Here is a 19,013-nt window from a genome sequence, read left to right as displayed (position 1 = left end):
CGTGGTCTCCTACTTCGAGGCGTACGACGGCGAGCGACTCGCCTTCCACGAGGTCGGCGCAGGCCGCACCCTTGTCCTCATCCACGGCTTCTTCTCCACAGCGCGGGTGAACTGGATCGCCTACGGCCACGCCCAGACCATCGCCGACCGCGGCTACCGGGTCGTGATGCCCGACTTGCGCGGGCACGGCGATAGCGCGAAACCCCATGACCCGCAGCGGTATCAGGGTGACGTCCTCGCGGACGACGGCCTTGCACTCGTCCACCATCTCGGGCTTACCGGCAGCACCGACTACGACCTGGGCGGCTACTCCCTCGGCGCGCGTACGACGGCCCGCATGCTCGTGCGCGGGGCGACCCCCGGACGCGCGGTCCTCGGTGGGATGGGCTTAGAAGGCATCACCCGGACCGGCGGCCGCGGTGAGCACTTCCGAGAGGTGCTCACCAGCACCGAGGAGTTCCCGCGCTACTCGCCGCAGTGGAAGAGCCGGTCGTTCCTGCGCAAGGTCGGTGGCGACCCGGTCGCGCTGCTGCAGGTGCTGGAGTCCTTCCAGGACACCCCGGGCGGCGACCTGTCGTCGATCGTGCAGCCGACGCTGGTGGTCTGCGGCGAGCAGGACCTGGACAACGGCTCACCGCAGGAGCTCGCCGATGCCCTCCCGAACGGCCAGCTCGAGGTCGTCCCCGGCGACCATATGAGCGCCGTCGCCGACAAGGCACTCGGCCGGGCGATCGCAGACTTCCTGGGCGACCCCGACGACTTGTGAGTTCGGCCCTTGTCCTGACTGCCCGGCTGCCCGACGGTGACGCAGTTGTGCACGAGGGACGCAGGTAGACCTGTGTCTTTCGTACACAACTGCGTCAGGGTCGCGGGTCAGCGCACCTCGTCGGGCGCGGCGCGGCGGGTGTGACGCAGCCACCACAGGCCGAGGATCGGCAGGAGCAGCGGCACGTAGCCGTAGCCCTGGCCGAACTTGGCCCAGACCGTCGTGTCGCCGGCCTGGCCCTGCGCGACGAACGCCGCGCCGTCGGCGTAGCTCCAGATGCCGACCGCGATGACGCCGAGCAGCTCGAAACTGATGGTGTACAACGCGATTCGCGCGTTGCGATCGCCCCCGCGGGCCAGCGCGACCGTGGCCACGATGTAGACGACGGCCGCGAGCGCGGACAGCAGGTAGGGCAGGGCGGGGTGCGGCCAGGTCTGCGAGATCTGGAGGACCGACCGACCGGTCGCCGCGAGAGCGAACAGCGCGTAGAGCGCGACGAGGATGCGCCCGAAACCAGAGTTGACCCGCATCTCAGACGGAGCCGGCCCCACCGGAGTGCGTCGACAGATTGGACCAGGTCTTGGCGAGGAGCTTCGAACGCTCGGCCGCGGCGAACCCGGTCGTGGCCAGACCCAGCACGTTCCGCCCGGAGACGATGTCGGTCTCGTCCACCCGGAACGCCTCCCCCGCACTCGTCACGGTGACCTCGACCGACAGCACGGAGCGCCCGTACCCTCGCGGCGCGGACGTCAGTCTGACGCGGTACCGGGACCCGTCGTCGCCGACGATCGCCGAGTCGCACCCGACGATCGCGGCGCGGTAACCGGCGAGCGCCGCCACCGGGTCGCCCGACGCGTGGGTCTCGATGATCTCGTCGATCCCCCGCAGCTGGTCGACGGTGTCGATGACATCGCTGTTGTCGTAGCTCACCTCCTGCTTGCTGTCCTCGCCACCAGGCAGGACTCCTGCGGAGCCGGCGTACTTCGCGAGTTCGGGACAGGTGCCGCCCTCACCGGAGAACTGCGTGTCGTCGCCGTCGGTGGAGCGCGTCATGTCCTGGGCGAAGCGAGACACCTGCACCGAGCTCAGCAGCGCCGACTCGAAGTCGGACGACGCGATGGCGCCCAACGGATCGGCGCCCTTCGACGGAGTCGGAGTCGCCGACGAGGATTCCGAGGCGCTCGACGGGGTCGACGACGAGGTGGACGACGACGTACCGGACGTCGTCGATGTCGCGCTGGGGCGGGTCGACGAGCCGGACGGGCGGGTCGCGTCGGTCTTGCCGCTGCAACCGGTCAGGGCGAGGAGAGCGATCGCGAGGACGCAGGTCGGGATCGCTGCTGGGCGGGTCATGAGAGGCCTTTCTGGAGCCAGGACGGCAGCACTCTACGGGCCGCGATCCGCCTCATCCGTGTCCGTTCCAGATCTGCACCAACCGCACCAGCATCACCAACAGCCCCAGGGCCGCCACGAGGATGACCCCGGAGCTCGAGCGGGACTCCCGCTCGGCGATCGCCCAGACACCGGCGACGGGCAGTGCCACCACCAGGCCCGCGAGATAGGCGATGAAGAGCGCCGCCGACATCCCGTGCCCGCCGTGCCCGGACAACGCGACCCCGACGACGAGTTGGACCACGATCAGCCCTTCGGCGACCAGTCCCGTCCAGAACATCGGGTTGTCGATCGGCCGCCCCCGGGCCAGGCCGTACGCCGCCAGCAGGGCGAGTACCGCGAGCGCCGCTCCGGTCAGGTAGGTGAGGGGGGCGAACACCCGGCCATCGTACGGAGGATCGTCCGGACCGGTGTTTGCGCGCGTGGACGACCGTCTGCGGTGAGCGCAGCCACGTGTCAGGGACCTGGGCTACGTTCGGCGACGTCCGGCACGCTCGTTAGACAACGCGTGCCGTGGGTACTTCGTCATGGATCTCTCTCACAGGCAGGGGCAGGACGTATGGGCAGACTCACCGGGCTCGGCATCGGCGCAGGGGCGGTCGCGGCACTGGCGGCGCGCGACCTCATTCAGAAGAAGCACTCCGTGCTGCGCAACTACCCGGTGGTGGGCCACATGCGCTACCTGCTGGAGGAGATCCGCCCGGAGATCCAGCAGTACTTCATCGAGAAGAACTGGGACGGGCGCCCGTTCGACCGCGACACCCGCACGATGGTCTACGAGCGGGCGAAGGGCACCGCCGCCGAGCTGTCCTTCGGCACCGAGCGCGACGTCTACCAGCCCGGGTACGAGTACCTCGTGCACAGCACCACTCCGCTGGAGGCGCCCGAGCAGCCGCCGCGGGTGATGGTCGGCGGCCCGGACTGCAAGAAGCCCTACAGCATGGCCCTGGTCAACGTGTCCTCGATGAGCTTCGGTGCGATCTCCGCCAACGCGATCCGGGCGCTCAACAAAGGCGCCGAGATGGGCGGCTTCGCGCACGACACGGGCGAGGGCGGGCTGTCGAAGTACCACCAGGAGCACAACGGCGACCTGATCTGGGAGATCGGGTCGGGATACTTCGCGACCCGCACCAAGGACGGCCACTTCGACGAGAGCCAGTTCGCCGACAAGGCGAACCGCGACCAGGTCAAGTGCGTCTCGATCAAGCTGAGCCAGGGCGCCAAGCCCGGCATCGGCGGAGTCCTGCCCGCGGCCAAGGTCACGAAGGAGATCGCCGAGGTACGCGGCGTACCCCAGGGCCAGAAGTGCGTGAGCCCCGCCGCGCACACGGCATTCCACACGCCGGTGGAGCTCATCGAGTTCGTGGCGCGGCTGCGTGAGGTCACCGGTGGCAAGCCGACCGGCTTCAAGCTCTGCGTCGGCTCGCGCCGCGACGTCCTCGCCATCTGCAAGGCGATCCTCGAGGTCGGCACCGCGCCGGACTTCATCATCGTGGACGGCAGCGAGGGCGGCACGGCGGCAGCGCCCCTGGAGTACGAGGACCACGTCGGCATGCCGCTCACCGACGGGCTGATGATCGTGCACAACGCCCTGGTCGGCATCGGAGTGCGCGACAAGGTCCGGATCGGCGCCAGCGGCAAGGTCGTCGGCGGCAGCGATGTGGTCAAACGCCTCATCCAGGGCGCCGACTACACCAACTCCGCGCGCGCCATGATGATGGCCGTCGGCTGCATCCAGTCCCAGAAGTGCCACACCGACAAGTGCCCGGTCGGGGTCGCCACCCAGAGCGAGGCACGCGCCCGGGCGCTGGACGTCGGCGACAAGAGCATGCGGGTCAAGCGCTACCAGGAGGCCACCGTCAAGCAGGCGGCGTCCATGATGGCCACCCTCGGCGCCACCCGCCCCGAGGAGCTCAGTCCGCACATGCTGCGTCGCAACATCGATGCGACCCAGACGCAGTCGTACTACGAGATGTACGAATGGCTTTCGCCGGGCCAGTTGCTGGCCGGCGCACCGCAGAGCTGGATCGACGACTGGGACTCTGCGAGCCCCGACCGCTTCGTCCCCCAACGCTCGCACCAACGCTAGGAGCCCACCCGTGAACGTTGCCGAGAACCTCATCGCCGCCCTCGCCGATCACGGTGTCACCACCGTGTGGGGGGTCGTGGGCGACGCCCTCAACCCCGTCACCGACGCCATCCGCCGCGAGGACCGGATCGAATGGATCGGGGTGCGCCACGAGGAGGCCGCGGCGTTCGCGGCCGGCGCCCAGGCCCAGCTGACCGGCACCATCGGGGTCTGCATGGGCACCGTAGGACCGGGCTCGATCCACCTCCTGAACGGGCTGTACGACGCCAAGAAGTCGCATGCCCCGGTGCTGGCCGTCTGCGGGCAGGTGCCGACCGAGGAGATGGGCAGCGAGTTCTTCCAGGAGGTCAACAACGACGTGCTCTTCAGCGACGTGTCGGTCTTCACCCACACGGTCACGTCCGCCGCGCAGATGCCGCAGATCCTCGAGCAGGCGGTCAACACGGCGTACGCGCAGCAAGGCGTCGCCGTGCTGACGCTGCCCGGCGACATCGGCGACCTGAAGCTGGAGGACGACGCGGCGCCCCGTTTCGCACCCCGGCCCGCCGAGGCCGCGGCCCCCGTGGCGCAGATCCAGGAGGCGGCCCGGGTGCTGGCCGACGCCGACGCGGTCACCCTGCTGGTGGGTCGCGGCGGCCGTGAATCGCGCCAGCAGGTGCTCGACCTCGCCGATCGCCTGCAGGCGCCGATGGTGCTGACGCTCAAGGCCAAGGAGGGCCTGGAGCACGACAATCCGTACGCCGTCGGGCAGTCCGGCCTCATCGGCAACCCGGCCGCCGCGAAGGCGCTGGACGACTGCGACGTGCTCTTCCTGGTCGGCACCGACTTCCCCTACCGGGAGTGGCTGCCGAAGGGCAAGACCGTCATCCAGCTCAACTCGCGGGCCGAGCACATCGGCCGGCGGATCAACGTCGAGCACGCGCTGGTCGGCCACGTCGGGCCCACGCTGGACGCCCTGCTCCCCCAACTGCCCGACAAGCGACCCTCCGGCCGGCACCTCGACAAGGCGACCAAGGCGTACGCCACCTGGCACGAGGCGCAGCAGCGGCTCACCGACCCCGATCACGACAAGAAGCTGCTCGGCCGACTGCGCAGCCTGGGCGACAACCCCGACAAGCTGATCCGCCCCGAGATCGTGGCGCAGGCGCTGAACGAGCACGCCGACCCCGATGCGATCTTCACCAGCGACACAGGGATGTCGACCGTCTGGCTCTCCCGCTTCATCGAGTTCTCCGGCACCCGCCGCCTGCTCGGCTCCTACAACCTGGGCTCGATGGCCAACGCGATGCCCCAGGCGCTCGGTGCGCAGGCACTCGACCGGTCCCGTCAGGTCATCGCCTGTTGCGGTGACGGCGGCCTGATGATGCTGCTCGGCGACCTGCGGACGGCGGTCACCTACGACCTGCCGGCGACGTTCGTCGTCTTCGACAACGGGCGCCTCGGGATGGTCAAGCTGGAGCAGGAGCAGGGCGGACTGCCCGAGTTCGGCACCGAGCTGGACAACCCCGACATCGCCGCCGTGGCAGCCGCGATGGGGCTGGACGCGGTGCGCGTCACCGACCCCGACGAGGTCGCTCCGGCCATCCAGCGCGCGCTCGCCAGCGGGCGGCCGGCGCTGCTCGACATCGTCACCAACCCCGACGAGGTGTCGATCCCGCCGAAGCCGAAGGTCGCGCAGGCGTGGGGATTCGCCATCGCCAAGTCCAAGGAAACGATCGAGAGCGCCTGACCTCGTTCGCGCGCGGCCGGTGACCCGGCAGCGTGACGCTGACGGCGTTCGCGTTCGTTGACGGTGTTCGAACGCCGTCAATGAACGCGAACACCGTCGAGACGGGCCACGGGTCAGTCGCTTTGCGCCCGACTCCGCCTCGACTCAGGCGTTGAGCGCCAGGCCGAGCTCGCTGGGGCTCGCCAGCCCGTCGTGGTGCGGCAGCACCCGCACGGTGTACCCGAACGAGCCGGTGCGCTGGATCGTGACCTCACCGGCGAACAGGTGCCGGCCGGATCCGTCGGTCTCGACGAACGACAGCGGCACGGTGGTGACGTCACTCAGCTCGTCCGACTCCGACACGCGCCCGTGCACGACCTGCACGTCGACCTCGTTCGGCTGCAGCGAGCCCAGGGTCACGTACGCGCGCACGTGCACCCGATCGCCCACCTGCGGGCTGTCGGACACCCCGTCGGCGTCGACGTGGTCCACCCGGGCGTGCGGGAAGGCGGCTGCCGCCTCCTGCTTGTACGCCGCGAGCTCACGCGCCTGCGTGTACCCGTCCTGCGCCCGCCGCCGGGCCGCCTGCGCGGCCGGCGCGTAGAGCTGCTGGGTGTAGTCCTTGACCATCCGGGTCGCCTGCACCTTCGGCCCGAGCGTGGCGAGCGTGTGCGACACCATCGACAGCCAGCGCTGCGGCAGGCCGTCGTCGTCGCGGTCGTAGAAGGTCGCGGCGACGTTGTTCTCGATGAGGTCGTAGAGCGCGTTCGCCTCGAGGTCGTCGCGGCGATCGGCGTCCTGCACCCCGTCGGCGGTGGGGATGGCCCAGCCGTTGTGACCGTCGTACCACTCGTCCCACCACCCGTCGAGGATCGACAGGTTGAGCCCGCCGTTGAGCGCGGCCTTCATGCCCGACGTACCGCACGCCTCGAACGGGCGCAGCGGGTTGTTCAGCCACACGTCGCAGCCGGGGTAGAGCGTCTGGGCCATCTCGATGTCGTAGCCCGGAAGGAAGACGATGCGGTGGCGGATCTCCGGGTCGTCGGCGAACTGCACCATCTGCTGGATCAGCTTCTTGCCGGTCTCGTCCGCCGGGTGGCTCTTGCCGGCGATGACCAGCTGGATGGGCCGCTGCGGGTCCAACAGCATCCGGCGCAGCCGCGCGGGGTGGCGCAGCATGAGCGTCAGGCGCTTGTACGTCGGCACCCGCCGCGCGAAGCCGATGGTGAGCACGTCGGGGCTGAGGATCTCATCGGTCCATCCCAACTCGGCCGACGAGGCGCCGCGCAGCAGCCACGACTCACGGACCCGCCGCCGGGCATCGCGCACCAGCTGCTCGCGCAGCTCCCGCTTGACCCGCCAGAACTCTTCGACCGGCACCTGGCCGAGCGCGTCCCACGCCTGCTCCTCGCGGATCCGCTCCGGTCCGAGGAACCGCTGACCCAGCTCCACGACCTTCGGATCGACCCACGTCGGGGAGTGAACACCGTTGGTGATGCTCGCGATCGGCACCTCGGAGTCGTCGAACCCGGGCCACAGCCCGTCGAACATCCCGCGGCTCACGGCGCCGTGCAGCTGCGAGACCCCGTTGGCGCGCTGCGCGAGCCGCAGCCCCATCACGGCCATGTTGAAGACGGCGGGGTCGCCACCGTCGTACGTCTCGGACCCGAGGGGTAGGACCTTGGCGGCGGGTACGCCGGGCAAGGTGCCCAGGTGCCGCTCGATCTGGTCCTTGCCGAACCGGTCGATCCCGGCGGGCACGGGAGTGTGCGTGGTGAAGACCGTGCCGGCGCGCACCGCCTCGACGGCGTCGTCGAACTCCAGACCCTCACCGGTGACCAGCTCGCTGATGCGCTCCAGGCCGAGGAAGCCCGCGTGGCCCTCGTTGCAGTGGTAGACCTCCGGCAAGGGGGTGCCGGTGAGGCGCGACCAGATGCGGGTGGCCCGCACCCCGCCGATGCCGAGCAGCATCTCCTGCTGCAGCCGCTGCTCGCCGCCACCTCCGTAGAGCCGGCTGGTGAGCTCGCGCCCGGCGTCGTCGTTGCCGTCGACGTCGGAGTCGAGCAGCAGCAGCGGCACCCGCCCCACCTGTGCCCGCCAGATCCGGGCGTGCAGCGTGCGGTCGTCCGGCAGGTCGAGGGTCACCCGCGCCGGGGTGCCGTCGTCCTCGCGAACGAGGGAAAGCGGCAGGTCGTCCGCATCGTGGACCGGGTAGGTCTCCTGCTGCCAACCGTCCGCGGACAGCGACTGGGAGAAGTAGCCGGTCTTGTAGAACAGACCGAGCCCGACGATCGGCACGCCGAGGTCGGAGGCGGACTTCAGGTGGTCGCCGGCGAGGATGCCGAGGCCGCCGGAGTACTGCGGCAGCACGTGGGTGATGCCGAACTCGGCGCTGAAGTAGGCGATCGCCCGCGGCGCCTCCTGGTCGGCGGCGAAGTCGTCGTACCAGGACGGCGCCGTCAGGTAACGCTCGAGGCTGCGGGCGGCCGCGTGGACCCGCTCGACCAGCACGGTGTCGGCGGCGAGCTGGGACAGCTCGTCGGCGGAGAACGATGCGAGCAGCGCGACCGGGTCGTGTCGCACGGCCTCCCACCGCTGCGGATCGATGTCCCGGAACAGGTTCCTCGTGCGGCTGTGCCAGGACCATCGCAGATTGCTGGCGAGGTCGCCCAGCGGAGCCAGCGGCTCGGGGAGGACGGTGCGGACGTGGAAACGTCGGATGGCCTTCACGAGGAAGATCGTAGAGCCGTCCGGGTCACCCGCCGTGGGGCGTCCGACTGCCAAACCTTGTAGCGTCGTCGCGTGACTGATTCGCCTGCCATCAGCCGTCGGCTTCCGAGCGCGACCAGCGCACACTCCCTCACTCCCCCGTCACCCGGCGCGGAACGCGCCATCGGCCGGATTCCCGTGCAGGACGTCTCCCCCGTCGTCGACGGAGGCACGCTGCCGACGAAGTCGGTCGTGAGCGAGGAGTTCGTGATCTCCGCGACGGTCTTCCGCGAGGGGCACGACGCGGTGAACGCGACCGTGGTGACCACCGACCCGCAGGGCGGGGTCACGCACCTGCCGATGACCTGCGTCAACCCGGGACTGGACCTGTGGACGCGCACGGTCAGCGCCGACCGCGAAGGGCGCTGGACCTACCGCGTGGAGGGGTGGTCCGACCCGTACGCAACCTGGTCGCACGACGCCATCATCAAGGTCGCGGCCGGTGTTGACGTCGACCTGATGCTCGACGAAGGCGTGCTGGTGCTGCAGCGCGCGCTCGAGAAGGGCTCGTACGACGCCGAGTCCACCGCCGTGCTCGAGGCCGCTGTGACCGGTCTGCAGGACACCTCGGCCGATGCCGACGTGCGCCTGTCCGCGGGCACGGGTGCCGACGTACGCCGGGTGCTTGCGGACCAGCCGCTGCGCGAGAGCGTGAGCCCGAGCACGACCTACCCCTGGCTGGTCGAGCGCGAACTGGCCCTGAACGGTGCGTGGTACGAGATCTTCCCCCGCTCCGAGGGGTGCCACCAGGACGAGGACGGCGACTGGGTCAGCGGCACCTTCGCGACCGCGTCGGAGCGGCTGCCCGCGATCGCGGCGATGGGCTTCGACGTGGTCTACCTGACGCCGGTGCACCCCATCGGCAACTCCAACCGCAAGGGCCCGAACAACAGCCTGCACGCCGGGCCGAAGGATCCCGGGTCGCCGTACGCGATCGGTGCCGCCGACGGTGGCCACGACGCGCTGCACGCCGACCTCGGCGACTGGGACGACTTCGACGGATTCGTCACCGCCGCGAAGCGCTCGGGCCTGGAGGTCGCGCTCGACCTCGCCCTGCAGTGCTCGCCGGACCACCCGTGGGTCACCGAGCACCCCGACTTCTTCACCACCCGCGCGGACGGCACCATCGCCTACGCGGAGAACCCGCCGAAGAAGTATCAGGACATCTACCCGCTCAACTTCGACAACGACCCCGACGGCATCTACGCCGAGGTGCGTCGCGTGGTGCAGGTGTGGATCGACCACGGCGTCAAGATCTTCCGGGTCGACAACCCGCACACGAAGCCGGTGGAGTTCTGGCAGTGGATCATCGCCGACGTCGCCCGCGAGCACCCCGAGGTGATCTGGCTGGCCGAGGCGTTCACCCGCCCCGCGATGATGCACACGCTCGGCAAGGTCGGCTTCCAGCAGAGCTACACCTACTACGCGTGGCGCAACGACCCGGCCGAGCTGCGGGAGTACGTCGAGTCGCTGGCGACCGAGTCCGCGGCTTACATGCGCCCCTCGTTCTGGCCGACCACGCACGACATCCTCACGCCCTACATGCAGTACGGCGGCCCGAACGCGTGGAAGCTGCGCGCCGCGTTGGCCGCGACGCTGTCGCCGACGTACGGCATCTACGCCGGTTACGAGCTGGTCGAGAACGTCGCCCGGCCCGGCGCCGAGGAGCAGCTGGACAACGAGAAGTACCAGTACAAGGACCGGCGCTGGAGCGACTTCGAGCCCGGTGGTCCGCGCGAGGGTCAGTCGCTCGCGCCGTACCTGACGCGCCTCAACGAGATCCGCCGGGAGCACCCCGCCTTCGGGTGGCTGCGCAACGTGACCTTCCATGGTGTCGACGACCCGCAGCTGCTGGTCTTCTCCAAGCGGCGCGGCGACGACGTCGTGATCGTCGTGGCCAACTGCGACCCGCACGCCACCCGGGAGTCCACCGTGCACCTCGACCTGGAGGCGCTCGGCCTCCCGGCGGGCAGCTGGTTCTCGGCGCACGAATGCTTCACCGGTGCGACCTGGCACTGGGGCGAGCACAACTACGTCCGGCTCGGCCCCGAGGGCGAGCCGGTGCACATCATCCACGTGAGGAGCGCCTGACCAGTGAGTCCGCAGCAGTTCAACCTCCATCAGCCGGGGTTGCGCCACGATCCGCACTGGTACCGCAAGGCCGTCTTCTACGAGGTGCTCGTGCGCGCCTTCGGCGATTCCACGGGCAGCGGTTCGGGTGACTTCAGTGGCCTGATCAACCGCCTCGACTACCTGCAGTGGCTGGGCGTCGACTGCCTGTGGCTGCCGCCGTTCTACGCCTCCCCGCTGCGCGACGGCGGCTACGACATCGCCGACTACAAGGCGGTGCTGCCGGAGTTCGGCACGCTGCCGGAGTTCATCGAGCTCGTCTCCCAGGCCCACGCGCGCGGCATCCGGATCGTGACCGACCTGGTGATGAACCACACCAGCGACCAGCACCCGTGGTTCCAGGCCTCCCGCAGCGACCCCGAAGGCCCGTACGGCGACTACTACACCTGGTCCGACACCGACGAGAAGTACGCCGACGCGCGGATCATCTTCGTCGACACCGAGGTCTCGAACTGGACGTTCGACCCGGTCCGTCGGCAGTTCTTCTGGCACCGCTTCTTCTCCCACCAGCCGGATCTGAACTTCGAGAACCCGGCCGTGAAGGAGGAGATGTTCGACATCGTCCGCTTCTGGATGGATCTCGGCATCGACGGCTTCCGGCTGGACGCCGTGCCCTACCTCTTCATCGAGGAGGGCCACAACGGCGAGAACCACCCGCGGACGCACGAGTACCTGGCCGACCTGCGCGAGATGGTCGACACCGAGTACCCGGGCCGGGTGCTGCTGGCCGAGGCCAACCAGATGCCGCACGAGGTGGTCGACTACTTCGGCACCGAGGAACGCCCCGAGTGCCACATGTGCTTCCACTTCCCGGTCATGCCGCGGCTGTACTACGCGCTGCGCGAGGAGAAGGCCACCTCGATCGTGAAGGTGCTCGAGGAGACCCCCGCGATTCCGGCGGGCACCCAGTGGGGCACCTTCCTGCGCAACCACGACGAGTTGACGCTGGAGATGGTGACGCCGGAGGAACGCTCGGCGATGTACGGCTGGTACGCCCCGGACACCCGGATGCGCGCCAACATCGGCATCCGCCGCCGACTCTCGACGCTGCTCGACAACAGCCGCGCCGAGATCGAGCTGATCCACGCGCTGCTGCTGTCACTGCCCGGCTCGCCGTGCCTCTACTACGGCGACGAGATCGGGATGGGCGACAACATCTGGCTCGAGGACCGCGACGCCGTCCGCACGCCCATGCAGTGGTCGCCGGACCGCAACGCCGGCTTCGGCACCTCCGACCCGGGCAAGCTCTACCTCCCAGTCATCTCCAGCCTCGTCTACCACTACAACAACGTGAACGTCGAGACGGCGATGGGCAGCTCGTCTTCGCTGCTGCACTGGCTGCGCGAGATGCTCGCGATCCGCTCGCGCTACCCGGTCTTCGGGCTCGGCGACTTCACCATCTGCGAGTCCGACAACGACGCCGTGCTCAGTTTCACCCGCTGCGTCAGCGACGAAGACGCGCAGGAGAACGAGCTGGAGGTCCGCAACGTGCTCTGCGTCAGCAACCTGTCCAGCCGTCCGCAGGCGGTCACCATCCAGACAGGTGAGCGCTTCGCCGGTGCACGGATGCGCGACCTCTTCGGCGGCAGCTGGTTCCCGCCGCTCGACGAGTCGGGCACCACGACGCTGACGCTCGGATCGCGGGACTTCTTCTGGTTGCGCATCCAGGGCGCCGACGACTGACCGGGGCCGGCCCACCCCCGAGTGGCATAGATATGTGTCGAGTGGCGTACGTATGAGTGCGCCACTCGACACATAGGTATGCCACTCGAGGGTGCTGGCGTCCCAGCATTCCGTCATCGACTCGCGTGCACGGTGCACCCGGTGAAATAGTCGCGAGTATGGCCATCGGGTACGAAACGACACTGCAGCCCACCAAACTCGACCTGATCGCCGGATGGATCGGCGGGCAGCGCTGGTACACCGGCAAGGCACACACCCCGAAGCTGGAGCGCCTGGGGTTCTACCGCTTCGACGACCCCGAGGGCGAGGTCGGCGTCGAGGTGATGGTGGTTGCGGATTCGGGCGGCACGGGCGACCCCGTCGTCTACCAGATCCCGGTCACCTGGCACGCGGAGCCGGTCGCCGGGCTCGAGCACGCGCTGATCGGCGTGACCGAGCACGGCACGCTCGGCACCCGCTACGGGTACGACGGGTGCCACGACCCCGTCTGCGCCGCCGCCCTGCTGCGCTGCATCGTCACCGGCGGCACGCAGGTGCCACTGGAGATCCACGGTGACGACGGATCCGTGCGGCAGGAGCAGAGCGCGGTACGCGTGCAGGGCAGCGGCACGCAGGCCGCCGCGATGCCGCAGATCGTCCGTAGCCGGGTCCTGTCCGGCGAGCAGTCGAACACGTCCGTCATCTACGAGGTGACCGACGCCGACGGTGCCTCCAAGTCGTTCATCCTCAAGGTCTTCCGGGTGCTGCACGACGGTGAGAACCCCGATGTCGTCCTGCAGTCGGCACTGTCGGAGGCGGACAGCCCGCAGGTCCCCACGATGCTCGGTTCGATCCACGCGACGTGGCCCGGTGTGGCCGGCGGGACGCAGCAGGGTCACGTCGCGTTCGCGCAGGAGTTCCTGCCGGGGGTGCAGGACGCCTGGCGGGAAGCGGCCGCGGCAGCTGTGTCCGATACCGACTTCACCCGGCAGGCGCGGGGCCTCGGTGCGGCGACCGCCGCGGTGCACACCGCGCTGGCCGCCGCGTTCGGTACCGAGCCGGCGCGCGTGGTCGACATCGCCCGGGTGACCGACGGGATGCGCGACCGCTTCACGCAGGCATGTGAACGAGCGCCTGAACTGGGTGCCCACATCGACACCTTCCGCGACCTGATGAAAGCCGCGAACGACGCGGAATGGCCCGCGCTGCAACGGATCCACGGTGACTATCACCTGGGCCAGGTGCTCGACGTCCCCGAGCGAGGCTGGGTCCTGCTCGACTTCGAGGGCGAGCCTCTACGACCGCTCGCCGAGCGCAACGAACCCGACTCCCCCTTGCGCGACGTCGCGGGCATGCTGCGGTCCTTCGACTACGCCGCAGGCTCCGCCGAGCGGGAGACGAGCGAGGACCGCCGTACGTGGGCGCAGGCTGCCCGCTCGGCGTTCGTCGACGGGTACGTCGCGGCAGGCGGACTGGACCTGACGACGTACCGCCCGATCCTCGACGCGTTCGAGATCGACAAGGCCAGCTACGAGGTCGAGTACGAGGCGCGCAACCGGCCGTCCTGGCTCGCCATCCCGACCACCGCGATCCTTCGGCTCCTCGCCGACGAAAGGCAGACCACCGTGCCCAGCACCGCCGCGATCCTCCCTCCCCCGCCCGTGGAGGTCCACGAGGCGGACGCCCTGCTGATGGGGGTGCACGGCGATCCGCACAGCGTGCTCGGCGGCCAGACCGACGACCACGGCCCGTTCGTCCGCGCGCTGCGACCGTTCGCCGAGTCCGTGCAGGTGCTCCTCGAGGACGGCACCCGGGTGCCGTTGTCGCATGAGTACGAAGGCATCTGGACCGGCCGCCTGCCCGTCGCGCAGCTGCCGGACTACCGGCTGATCACCACCTACGAGGACGGCTACGAGCACGTCCAGGACGACCCGTACCGCTTCCTGCCCACCCTCGGCGACATCGACCTCTTCCTCATCGGCGAAGGACGTCACGAGCAGCTGTGGACCGTGCTCGGTGCGCACCTCCGCTCGTACGACGGTCCGCTCGGCCAGGTGACCGGCACGTCGTTCGCCGTATGGGCGCCGAATGCGAAGGGCATCCGCGTCATCGGCGACTTCAACTTCTGGAACGGCGAGGCGCACGGCATGCGCCAGCTCGGCAACTCCGGCGTGTGGGAGCTGTTCGTGCCGGGCGTCAGCGCGGGCACCCACTACAAGTTCAAGGTGTGCTGTGCCGACCGGGTGTGGCGCGACCGCGCGGACCCGATGGCGCGCGCCGCCGAGACGGCGCCGGCGACCGCGTCCGTGGTGACGCAGACGGCGTACGAATGGGGCGACGAGCAGTGGCTGACGGACCGCGGCTCGGTCGACCCGCACACCCGGCCGATGAGCGTCTACGAGGTGCACCTCGGCTCCTGGCGTCAGGGACTCAGCTACCGCGAGATGGCCGAGGATCTGGTCAACTACGTGCGCGACCTGGGCTTCACCCACGTGGAGTTCATGCCGGTGATGGAGCACCCCTACCCGCCGAGCTGGGGTTACCACGTGACCGGCTACTACGCGCCGAACTCGCGGATGGGCACCCCGGACGACTTCCGCTTCCTCGTCGACAAGCTGCACCAGGCGGGCATCGGCGTCATCCTCGACTGGGTGCCCGGGCACTTCGCGACCGATGAGTGGGCGCTGGCCAAGTTCGACGGCACGGCGCTCTACGAGCACCCCGACCCCCGCAAGGGCTGGCACAACGAATGGGGTTCCTACGTCTTCGACTTCGGCCGCCCCCACGTGCGCAACTTCCTCTTCGCCAACGCGCTCTACTGGCTGGAGGAGTTCCACGCCGACGGCCTGCGGGTCGACGGTGTCGCCTCGATGCTCTACCTGGACTACTCCCGCAACGAGGGCGAGTGGATCCCGAACATCTACGGCGGCCGGGAGAACCTCGATGCGGTGAAGCTGCTGCAGGAGACCAACGCCACGGCGTACCGACGCAACCCCGGCACCGTGATGATCGCCGAGGAATCGACGTCGTGGCCGGGTGTCACCCAGCCCACGAACGCCGACGGACTGGGCTTCGGTTTCAAATGGAACATGGGCTGGATGCACGACTCGCTGGGCTACATGGCGAACCCGCCCATCTACCGCAAGTACCACCACGGCGAGATGACCTTCGCGCTCGTCTATGCGTGGAGCGAGCAGTTCGTGCTGCCCATCAGCCACGACGAGGTCGTGCACGGCAAGGGATCGCTGCTGCGCAAGATGCCCGGCGACCGCTGGGAGCAGCTGGCCAACCTGCGCGCGTACGTCGCGAACATGTGGTCCCACCCGGGCAAGCAGCTGCTCTTCATGGGCCAGGAGTTCGCGCAGGAGGCCGAGTGGGCCGACGGCCGCAGCCTGGACTGGTGGCTGCTCGATCAGCCCGCGCACTGGGGCGTGCACGCCCTGGTCAAGGACCTCAACCGTCTGTACGCCGCGCATCCGGCGCTGTGGGAGCTGGACAACGAGCCGCGGGGATTCGGGTGGATCGACGCCGACGACGGTGACCGGAACGCGTTCTCCTACCTGCGATTCGGCAAGTCCGACGACGATGTCGTCGCGGTCGTGGCGAACTTCAGCGGCGCCGAGCACACCGGCGTACGCATCGGCCTGCCGCACGAGGGCACCTGGACCGAGGTGCTCAACACCGACGCCGAGGGGTACGGCGGCGGCGGCCGGGGCAACCTCGGCAGCGTGACCGCCGAGCCGTTCCCGATGCACGGTCAGCCGTACTCGGCCGTCATGACCCTGCCGCCCCTGGCGGCGCTGTGGTTCGTGCCGGAGCATGACGGCACGAGCACGTCCACGACTGCAACGACGCAGCAAGGAGCATGACGATGGCACCGTCCCGCGCAGGACAACCGGCACAGCCCTCGGACCTGGTGGATGTCGCCCACCTGGTCACGGCGTACTACGCCGACGAGCCGGATCCGGACAACCTCGACCAGCAGGTCGTCTTCGGCACCTCCGGCCACCGCGGGTCCTCGTTGAACTCCGCGTTCAACGAGGCGCACATCCTGGCCACGACGCAGGCGATCGTGGACTACCGCCACGACCAGGGGTACGACGGTCCGCTCTTCATCGGCCGGGACACCCACGGGTTGTCCGAGCCGGCGTGGGTCTCCGCGCTCGAGGTGCTGGCCGCGAACGACGTGACGGTGCTCGTGGACAGCAAGGACTCGGTGACACCCACGCCCGCGGTGTCACACGCGATCCTGCGGGCAAACGGTGGGCGCACGACCGGCAGCGGACTGGCTGACGGGATCGTCGTCACGCCGTCGCACAACCCGCCGAGCGACGGTGGATTCAAATACAACCCGCCGCATGGTGGACCCGCCGACAGCGACGCGACCAAGGTGATCGCAGCGGCCGCGAACGCGTATCTCAAGGCGGGTCTGGACGGCGTGCGACGGGTGCCCTTCGCGAAGGCCCGGGCGGCAGCTTCGGCGTACGACTTCCTCAGCACGTATGTCGACGACCTGCCCAACGCCGTCGACCTGAGTGCGATCAAGGACGCCGGCGTGCGGATCGGCGCGGACCCGCTCGGCGGGGCGTCGGTCTACTACTGGGGCGAGATCGGCGAGCGGCACGGCCTGGATCTGACGGTCGTGAATCCGCTCGTGGACCCGACGTGGCGCTTCATGACGCTGGACTGGGACGAGAAGATCCGGATGGACTGCTCCTCCCCCTCGGCGATGGCCTCGTTGATCGCCCAGAAGGACTCCTACGACATCGCGACCGGCAACGACGCGGACTCCGACCGGCACGGCATCGTCACGCCCGACGCCGGCCTGATGAACCCGAACCACTACCTGGCGGTGGCGATCCAGTACCTCTACGGCGGCGCGCGTCCGAACTGGTCCAGCGACCGCGTCGGCAAGACGCTGGTGTCGTCCTCGATGATCGACCGGGTCGTGGAGTCCATCGGCGCCACCTTGTGGGAGGTGCCGGTCGGGTTCAAGTGGTTCGTGCCCGGGCTGCTCGACGGCAGTGTGGGGTTCGGCGGCGAGGAGTCCGCGGGCGCGTCGTTCCTGCGGTTCGACGGCAGCGCCTGGACCACCGACAAGGACGGCATCCTGCTCGCCCTGCTCGCCTCGGAGATCCAGGCCACGACCGGGAAGTCGCCGAGTCGGCACTACACCGACCTGTCCGAGAAGTTCGGCGCACCGGCGTACGCCCGGGTGGACGCGCCCGCGAACCGTGAGCAGAAGGCGAAGCTGGGCGCCCTCAGTGGATCGGACGTGACCGCGGACTCCCTTGCGGGAGAGCCGATCACCGCCAAACTGACCGCCGCGCCCGGGAACGACGCGGCGATCGGCGGACTGAAGGTGACGACGCAGAGCGCGTGGTTCGCCGCGCGGCCGTCCGGCACGGAGGACGTCTACAAGATCTATGCCGAGTCGTTCAAGGGTGGCGACCACCTGAAGCAGGTGCAGGACGAAGCGCGCGAGATCGTCGGGGCGGCGCTCGGCGCCTGACCGCTGTCCCGAGTGGCATACACATCTTTCGAGTGCACCCCGTAGAGGTGCGCCACTGGACATATAGGTATGCCACTCGGTCAGCCGGTCTCGTGAGTGCGATCTTCGCGCATCGCCCGCAGCAGGACGCACGCCCACGTGCGGAACGGGCGCCAGGCCAGCGACACCTCGTCCAGGGTGGCGTCCTCGCCGTACCGCTCGGTGATCTCGGCCTCCAGTCGGTGTTCGTGAGCGGGCACTGCATCGGGCACGTTCGCCCCCCGCAGCACCACCAGCTCAGCCGCGAACGGGCCGATCCCCTTGATCTGCTGGACCCGCAGCTTCGCTTCCTCGGCGTCGACCGCTCGCAGCGTGACAGTGTCGAGAGCGCCCGCGAGCGCCGCGTCGGCCACCGCGCGCAGGTACTCGCTCTTGCGCCCCGGCAGGTCGAGGTCGGCGCTGCGCAGTCGTCGCGGGCTGGGGAACGCGCCCTCGTCGCCCACCTCGTCGATGATGCCGGTGCGCAGCCGGGCGGCCTGCACGATGCGGACACGCTGGGACAGCACCGCCCATGCCGCCGCCTCGTACGGCGAGTGGAATCCGCACGGTCGCAGGCCCGGCAACTGCCGCTGCGCATCCGCGATCACCGGATCGCGCCCACCCACGTCCGGCCACCGCTCGGCGTCCACATCGAGACACAGGAACCGTGTCACCTGTGCCGCGGCCGCGTCCAGATCGCCGTCCCCACGCACCGTCACCACGGCCGACCCGTCCTGCTGGGTGACCTCGGTGTCCGCCCAGGACCAGTCGGCCTCGACACGGAACACCGTCGACAGCGAATCCGCAGCCTGCGGTGCGAGCGCTGCGGGAGTGAACCCCTCCCAGAACCGCCTGCTGGTCGCGAGCGACCAGGGGCCGCGCACGTCGTACTCGTTCGTCAGAGTCCTCATGGGCCCACCACCTCCGGCACGTCCCCTTCCTAACACCGCCGTGTGACATCCCGGCC

The 19,013-nt window shown here is 69.4% G+C and carries 12 protein-coding genes; 7 read left to right on the top strand and 5 right to left on the bottom strand.

Annotated elements, in window-relative coordinates:
* Position 1: 1 nt before the first annotated feature.
* Positions 2-766 (top strand): alpha/beta fold hydrolase, encoded by a 765-nt coding sequence (locus J4030_RS12430; RefSeq protein WP_208049538.1) that lies wholly within the window; start codon positions 2-4, stop codon positions 764-766.
* 107 nt (positions 767-873) lie between these two features.
* Here J4030_RS12430 and J4030_RS12425 read toward each other — a convergent pair whose 3' ends face one another.
* Genes J4030_RS12425 through J4030_RS12415 form a run of 3 tightly spaced genes read right to left on the bottom strand, consistent with a single transcriptional unit; the run spans position 874 to position 2,537 of the window.
* Entirely contained in the window at positions 874-1,296 is a 423-nt protein-coding gene (locus tag J4030_RS12425; RefSeq protein ID WP_208049537.1) for a hypothetical protein, read from the bottom strand.
* A gap of 1 nt (position 1,297) precedes the next feature.
* Positions 1,298-2,119 carry a hypothetical protein gene (locus J4030_RS12420; RefSeq protein ID WP_208049536.1) on the bottom strand — a complete coding sequence of 274 codons (822 nt, stop codon included), beginning with the start codon at positions 2,117-2,119 and terminating at the stop codon, positions 1,298-1,300.
* A gap of 52 nt (positions 2,120-2,171) precedes the next feature.
* The gene (locus tag J4030_RS12415) at positions 2,172-2,537 is read right to left on the bottom strand and encodes a hypothetical protein (RefSeq protein WP_208049535.1); all 366 of its coding nucleotides are present in this window, start codon (positions 2,535-2,537) and stop codon (positions 2,172-2,174) included.
* A gap of 180 nt (positions 2,538-2,717) precedes the next feature.
* On the opposite strand from J4030_RS12415, the gene J4030_RS12410 reads away from it, so the two are divergent.
* Positions 2,718-4,247, top strand: coding sequence for an FMN-binding glutamate synthase family protein (locus tag J4030_RS12410; protein WP_208049534.1), 1,530 nt, complete (start codon positions 2,718-2,720; stop codon positions 4,245-4,247).
* Between the two features lie 10 nt (positions 4,248-4,257).
* Positions 4,258-5,976 carry a thiamine pyrophosphate-dependent enzyme gene (locus J4030_RS12405; RefSeq protein ID WP_208049533.1) on the top strand — a complete coding sequence of 573 codons (1,719 nt, stop codon included), beginning with the start codon at positions 4,258-4,260 and terminating at the stop codon, positions 5,974-5,976.
* Positions 5,977-6,120: 144 nt separating this feature from the next.
* On the opposite strand, the gene glgP is transcribed toward J4030_RS12405, so the two are convergent.
* Entirely contained in the window at positions 6,121-8,685 is a 2,565-nt protein-coding gene (gene glgP / locus J4030_RS12400) for an alpha-glucan family phosphorylase (protein ID WP_208049532.1), read from the bottom strand.
* A gap of 72 nt (positions 8,686-8,757) precedes the next feature.
* Between glgP and J4030_RS12395 the strand changes: the two genes are divergently transcribed.
* The 4 genes from J4030_RS12395 to pgm all read left to right on the top strand — a co-directional run bounded on the left by J4030_RS12395 (position 8,758) and on the right by pgm (position 18,028).
* Positions 8,758-10,815, top strand: a complete 2,058-nt coding sequence (locus J4030_RS12395) for an alpha-1,4-glucan--maltose-1-phosphate maltosyltransferase (protein WP_374221996.1) — start codon at positions 8,758-8,760, stop codon at positions 10,813-10,815.
* 3 nt (positions 10,816-10,818) lie between these two features.
* Positions 10,819-12,537 (top strand): maltose alpha-D-glucosyltransferase, encoded by a 1,719-nt coding sequence (treS, locus tag J4030_RS12390; protein ID WP_208049531.1) that lies wholly within the window; start codon positions 10,819-10,821, stop codon positions 12,535-12,537.
* A gap of 158 nt (positions 12,538-12,695) precedes the next feature.
* Positions 12,696-16,385, top strand: coding sequence for a 1,4-alpha-glucan branching protein GlgB (gene glgB / locus J4030_RS12385; RefSeq protein WP_208049530.1), 3,690 nt, complete (start codon positions 12,696-12,698; stop codon positions 16,383-16,385).
* Between the two features lie 2 nt (positions 16,386-16,387).
* Positions 16,388-18,028, top strand: a complete 1,641-nt coding sequence (gene pgm, locus J4030_RS12380; RefSeq protein WP_208049529.1) for a phosphoglucomutase (alpha-D-glucose-1,6-bisphosphate-dependent) — start codon at positions 16,388-16,390, stop codon at positions 18,026-18,028.
* An 80-nt stretch (positions 18,029-18,108) separates the two neighbouring features.
* Here pgm and J4030_RS12375 read toward each other — a convergent pair whose 3' ends face one another.
* Positions 18,109-18,957 carry a DNA-3-methyladenine glycosylase gene (locus J4030_RS12375; protein ID WP_208049528.1) on the bottom strand — a complete coding sequence of 283 codons (849 nt, stop codon included), beginning with the start codon at positions 18,955-18,957 and terminating at the stop codon, positions 18,109-18,111.
* Between the last annotated feature and the right edge of the window lie 56 nt (positions 18,958-19,013).

The organism is Allobranchiibius sp. CTAmp26, from assembly GCF_017565405.1.
Taxonomy (GTDB): Bacteria; Actinomycetota; Actinomycetes; order Actinomycetales; family Dermatophilaceae; genus Allobranchiibius.
The sequence above is the reverse complement of the archived record's forward strand: the minus strand, read 5'-3'. Positions and strand labels throughout refer to the sequence as shown.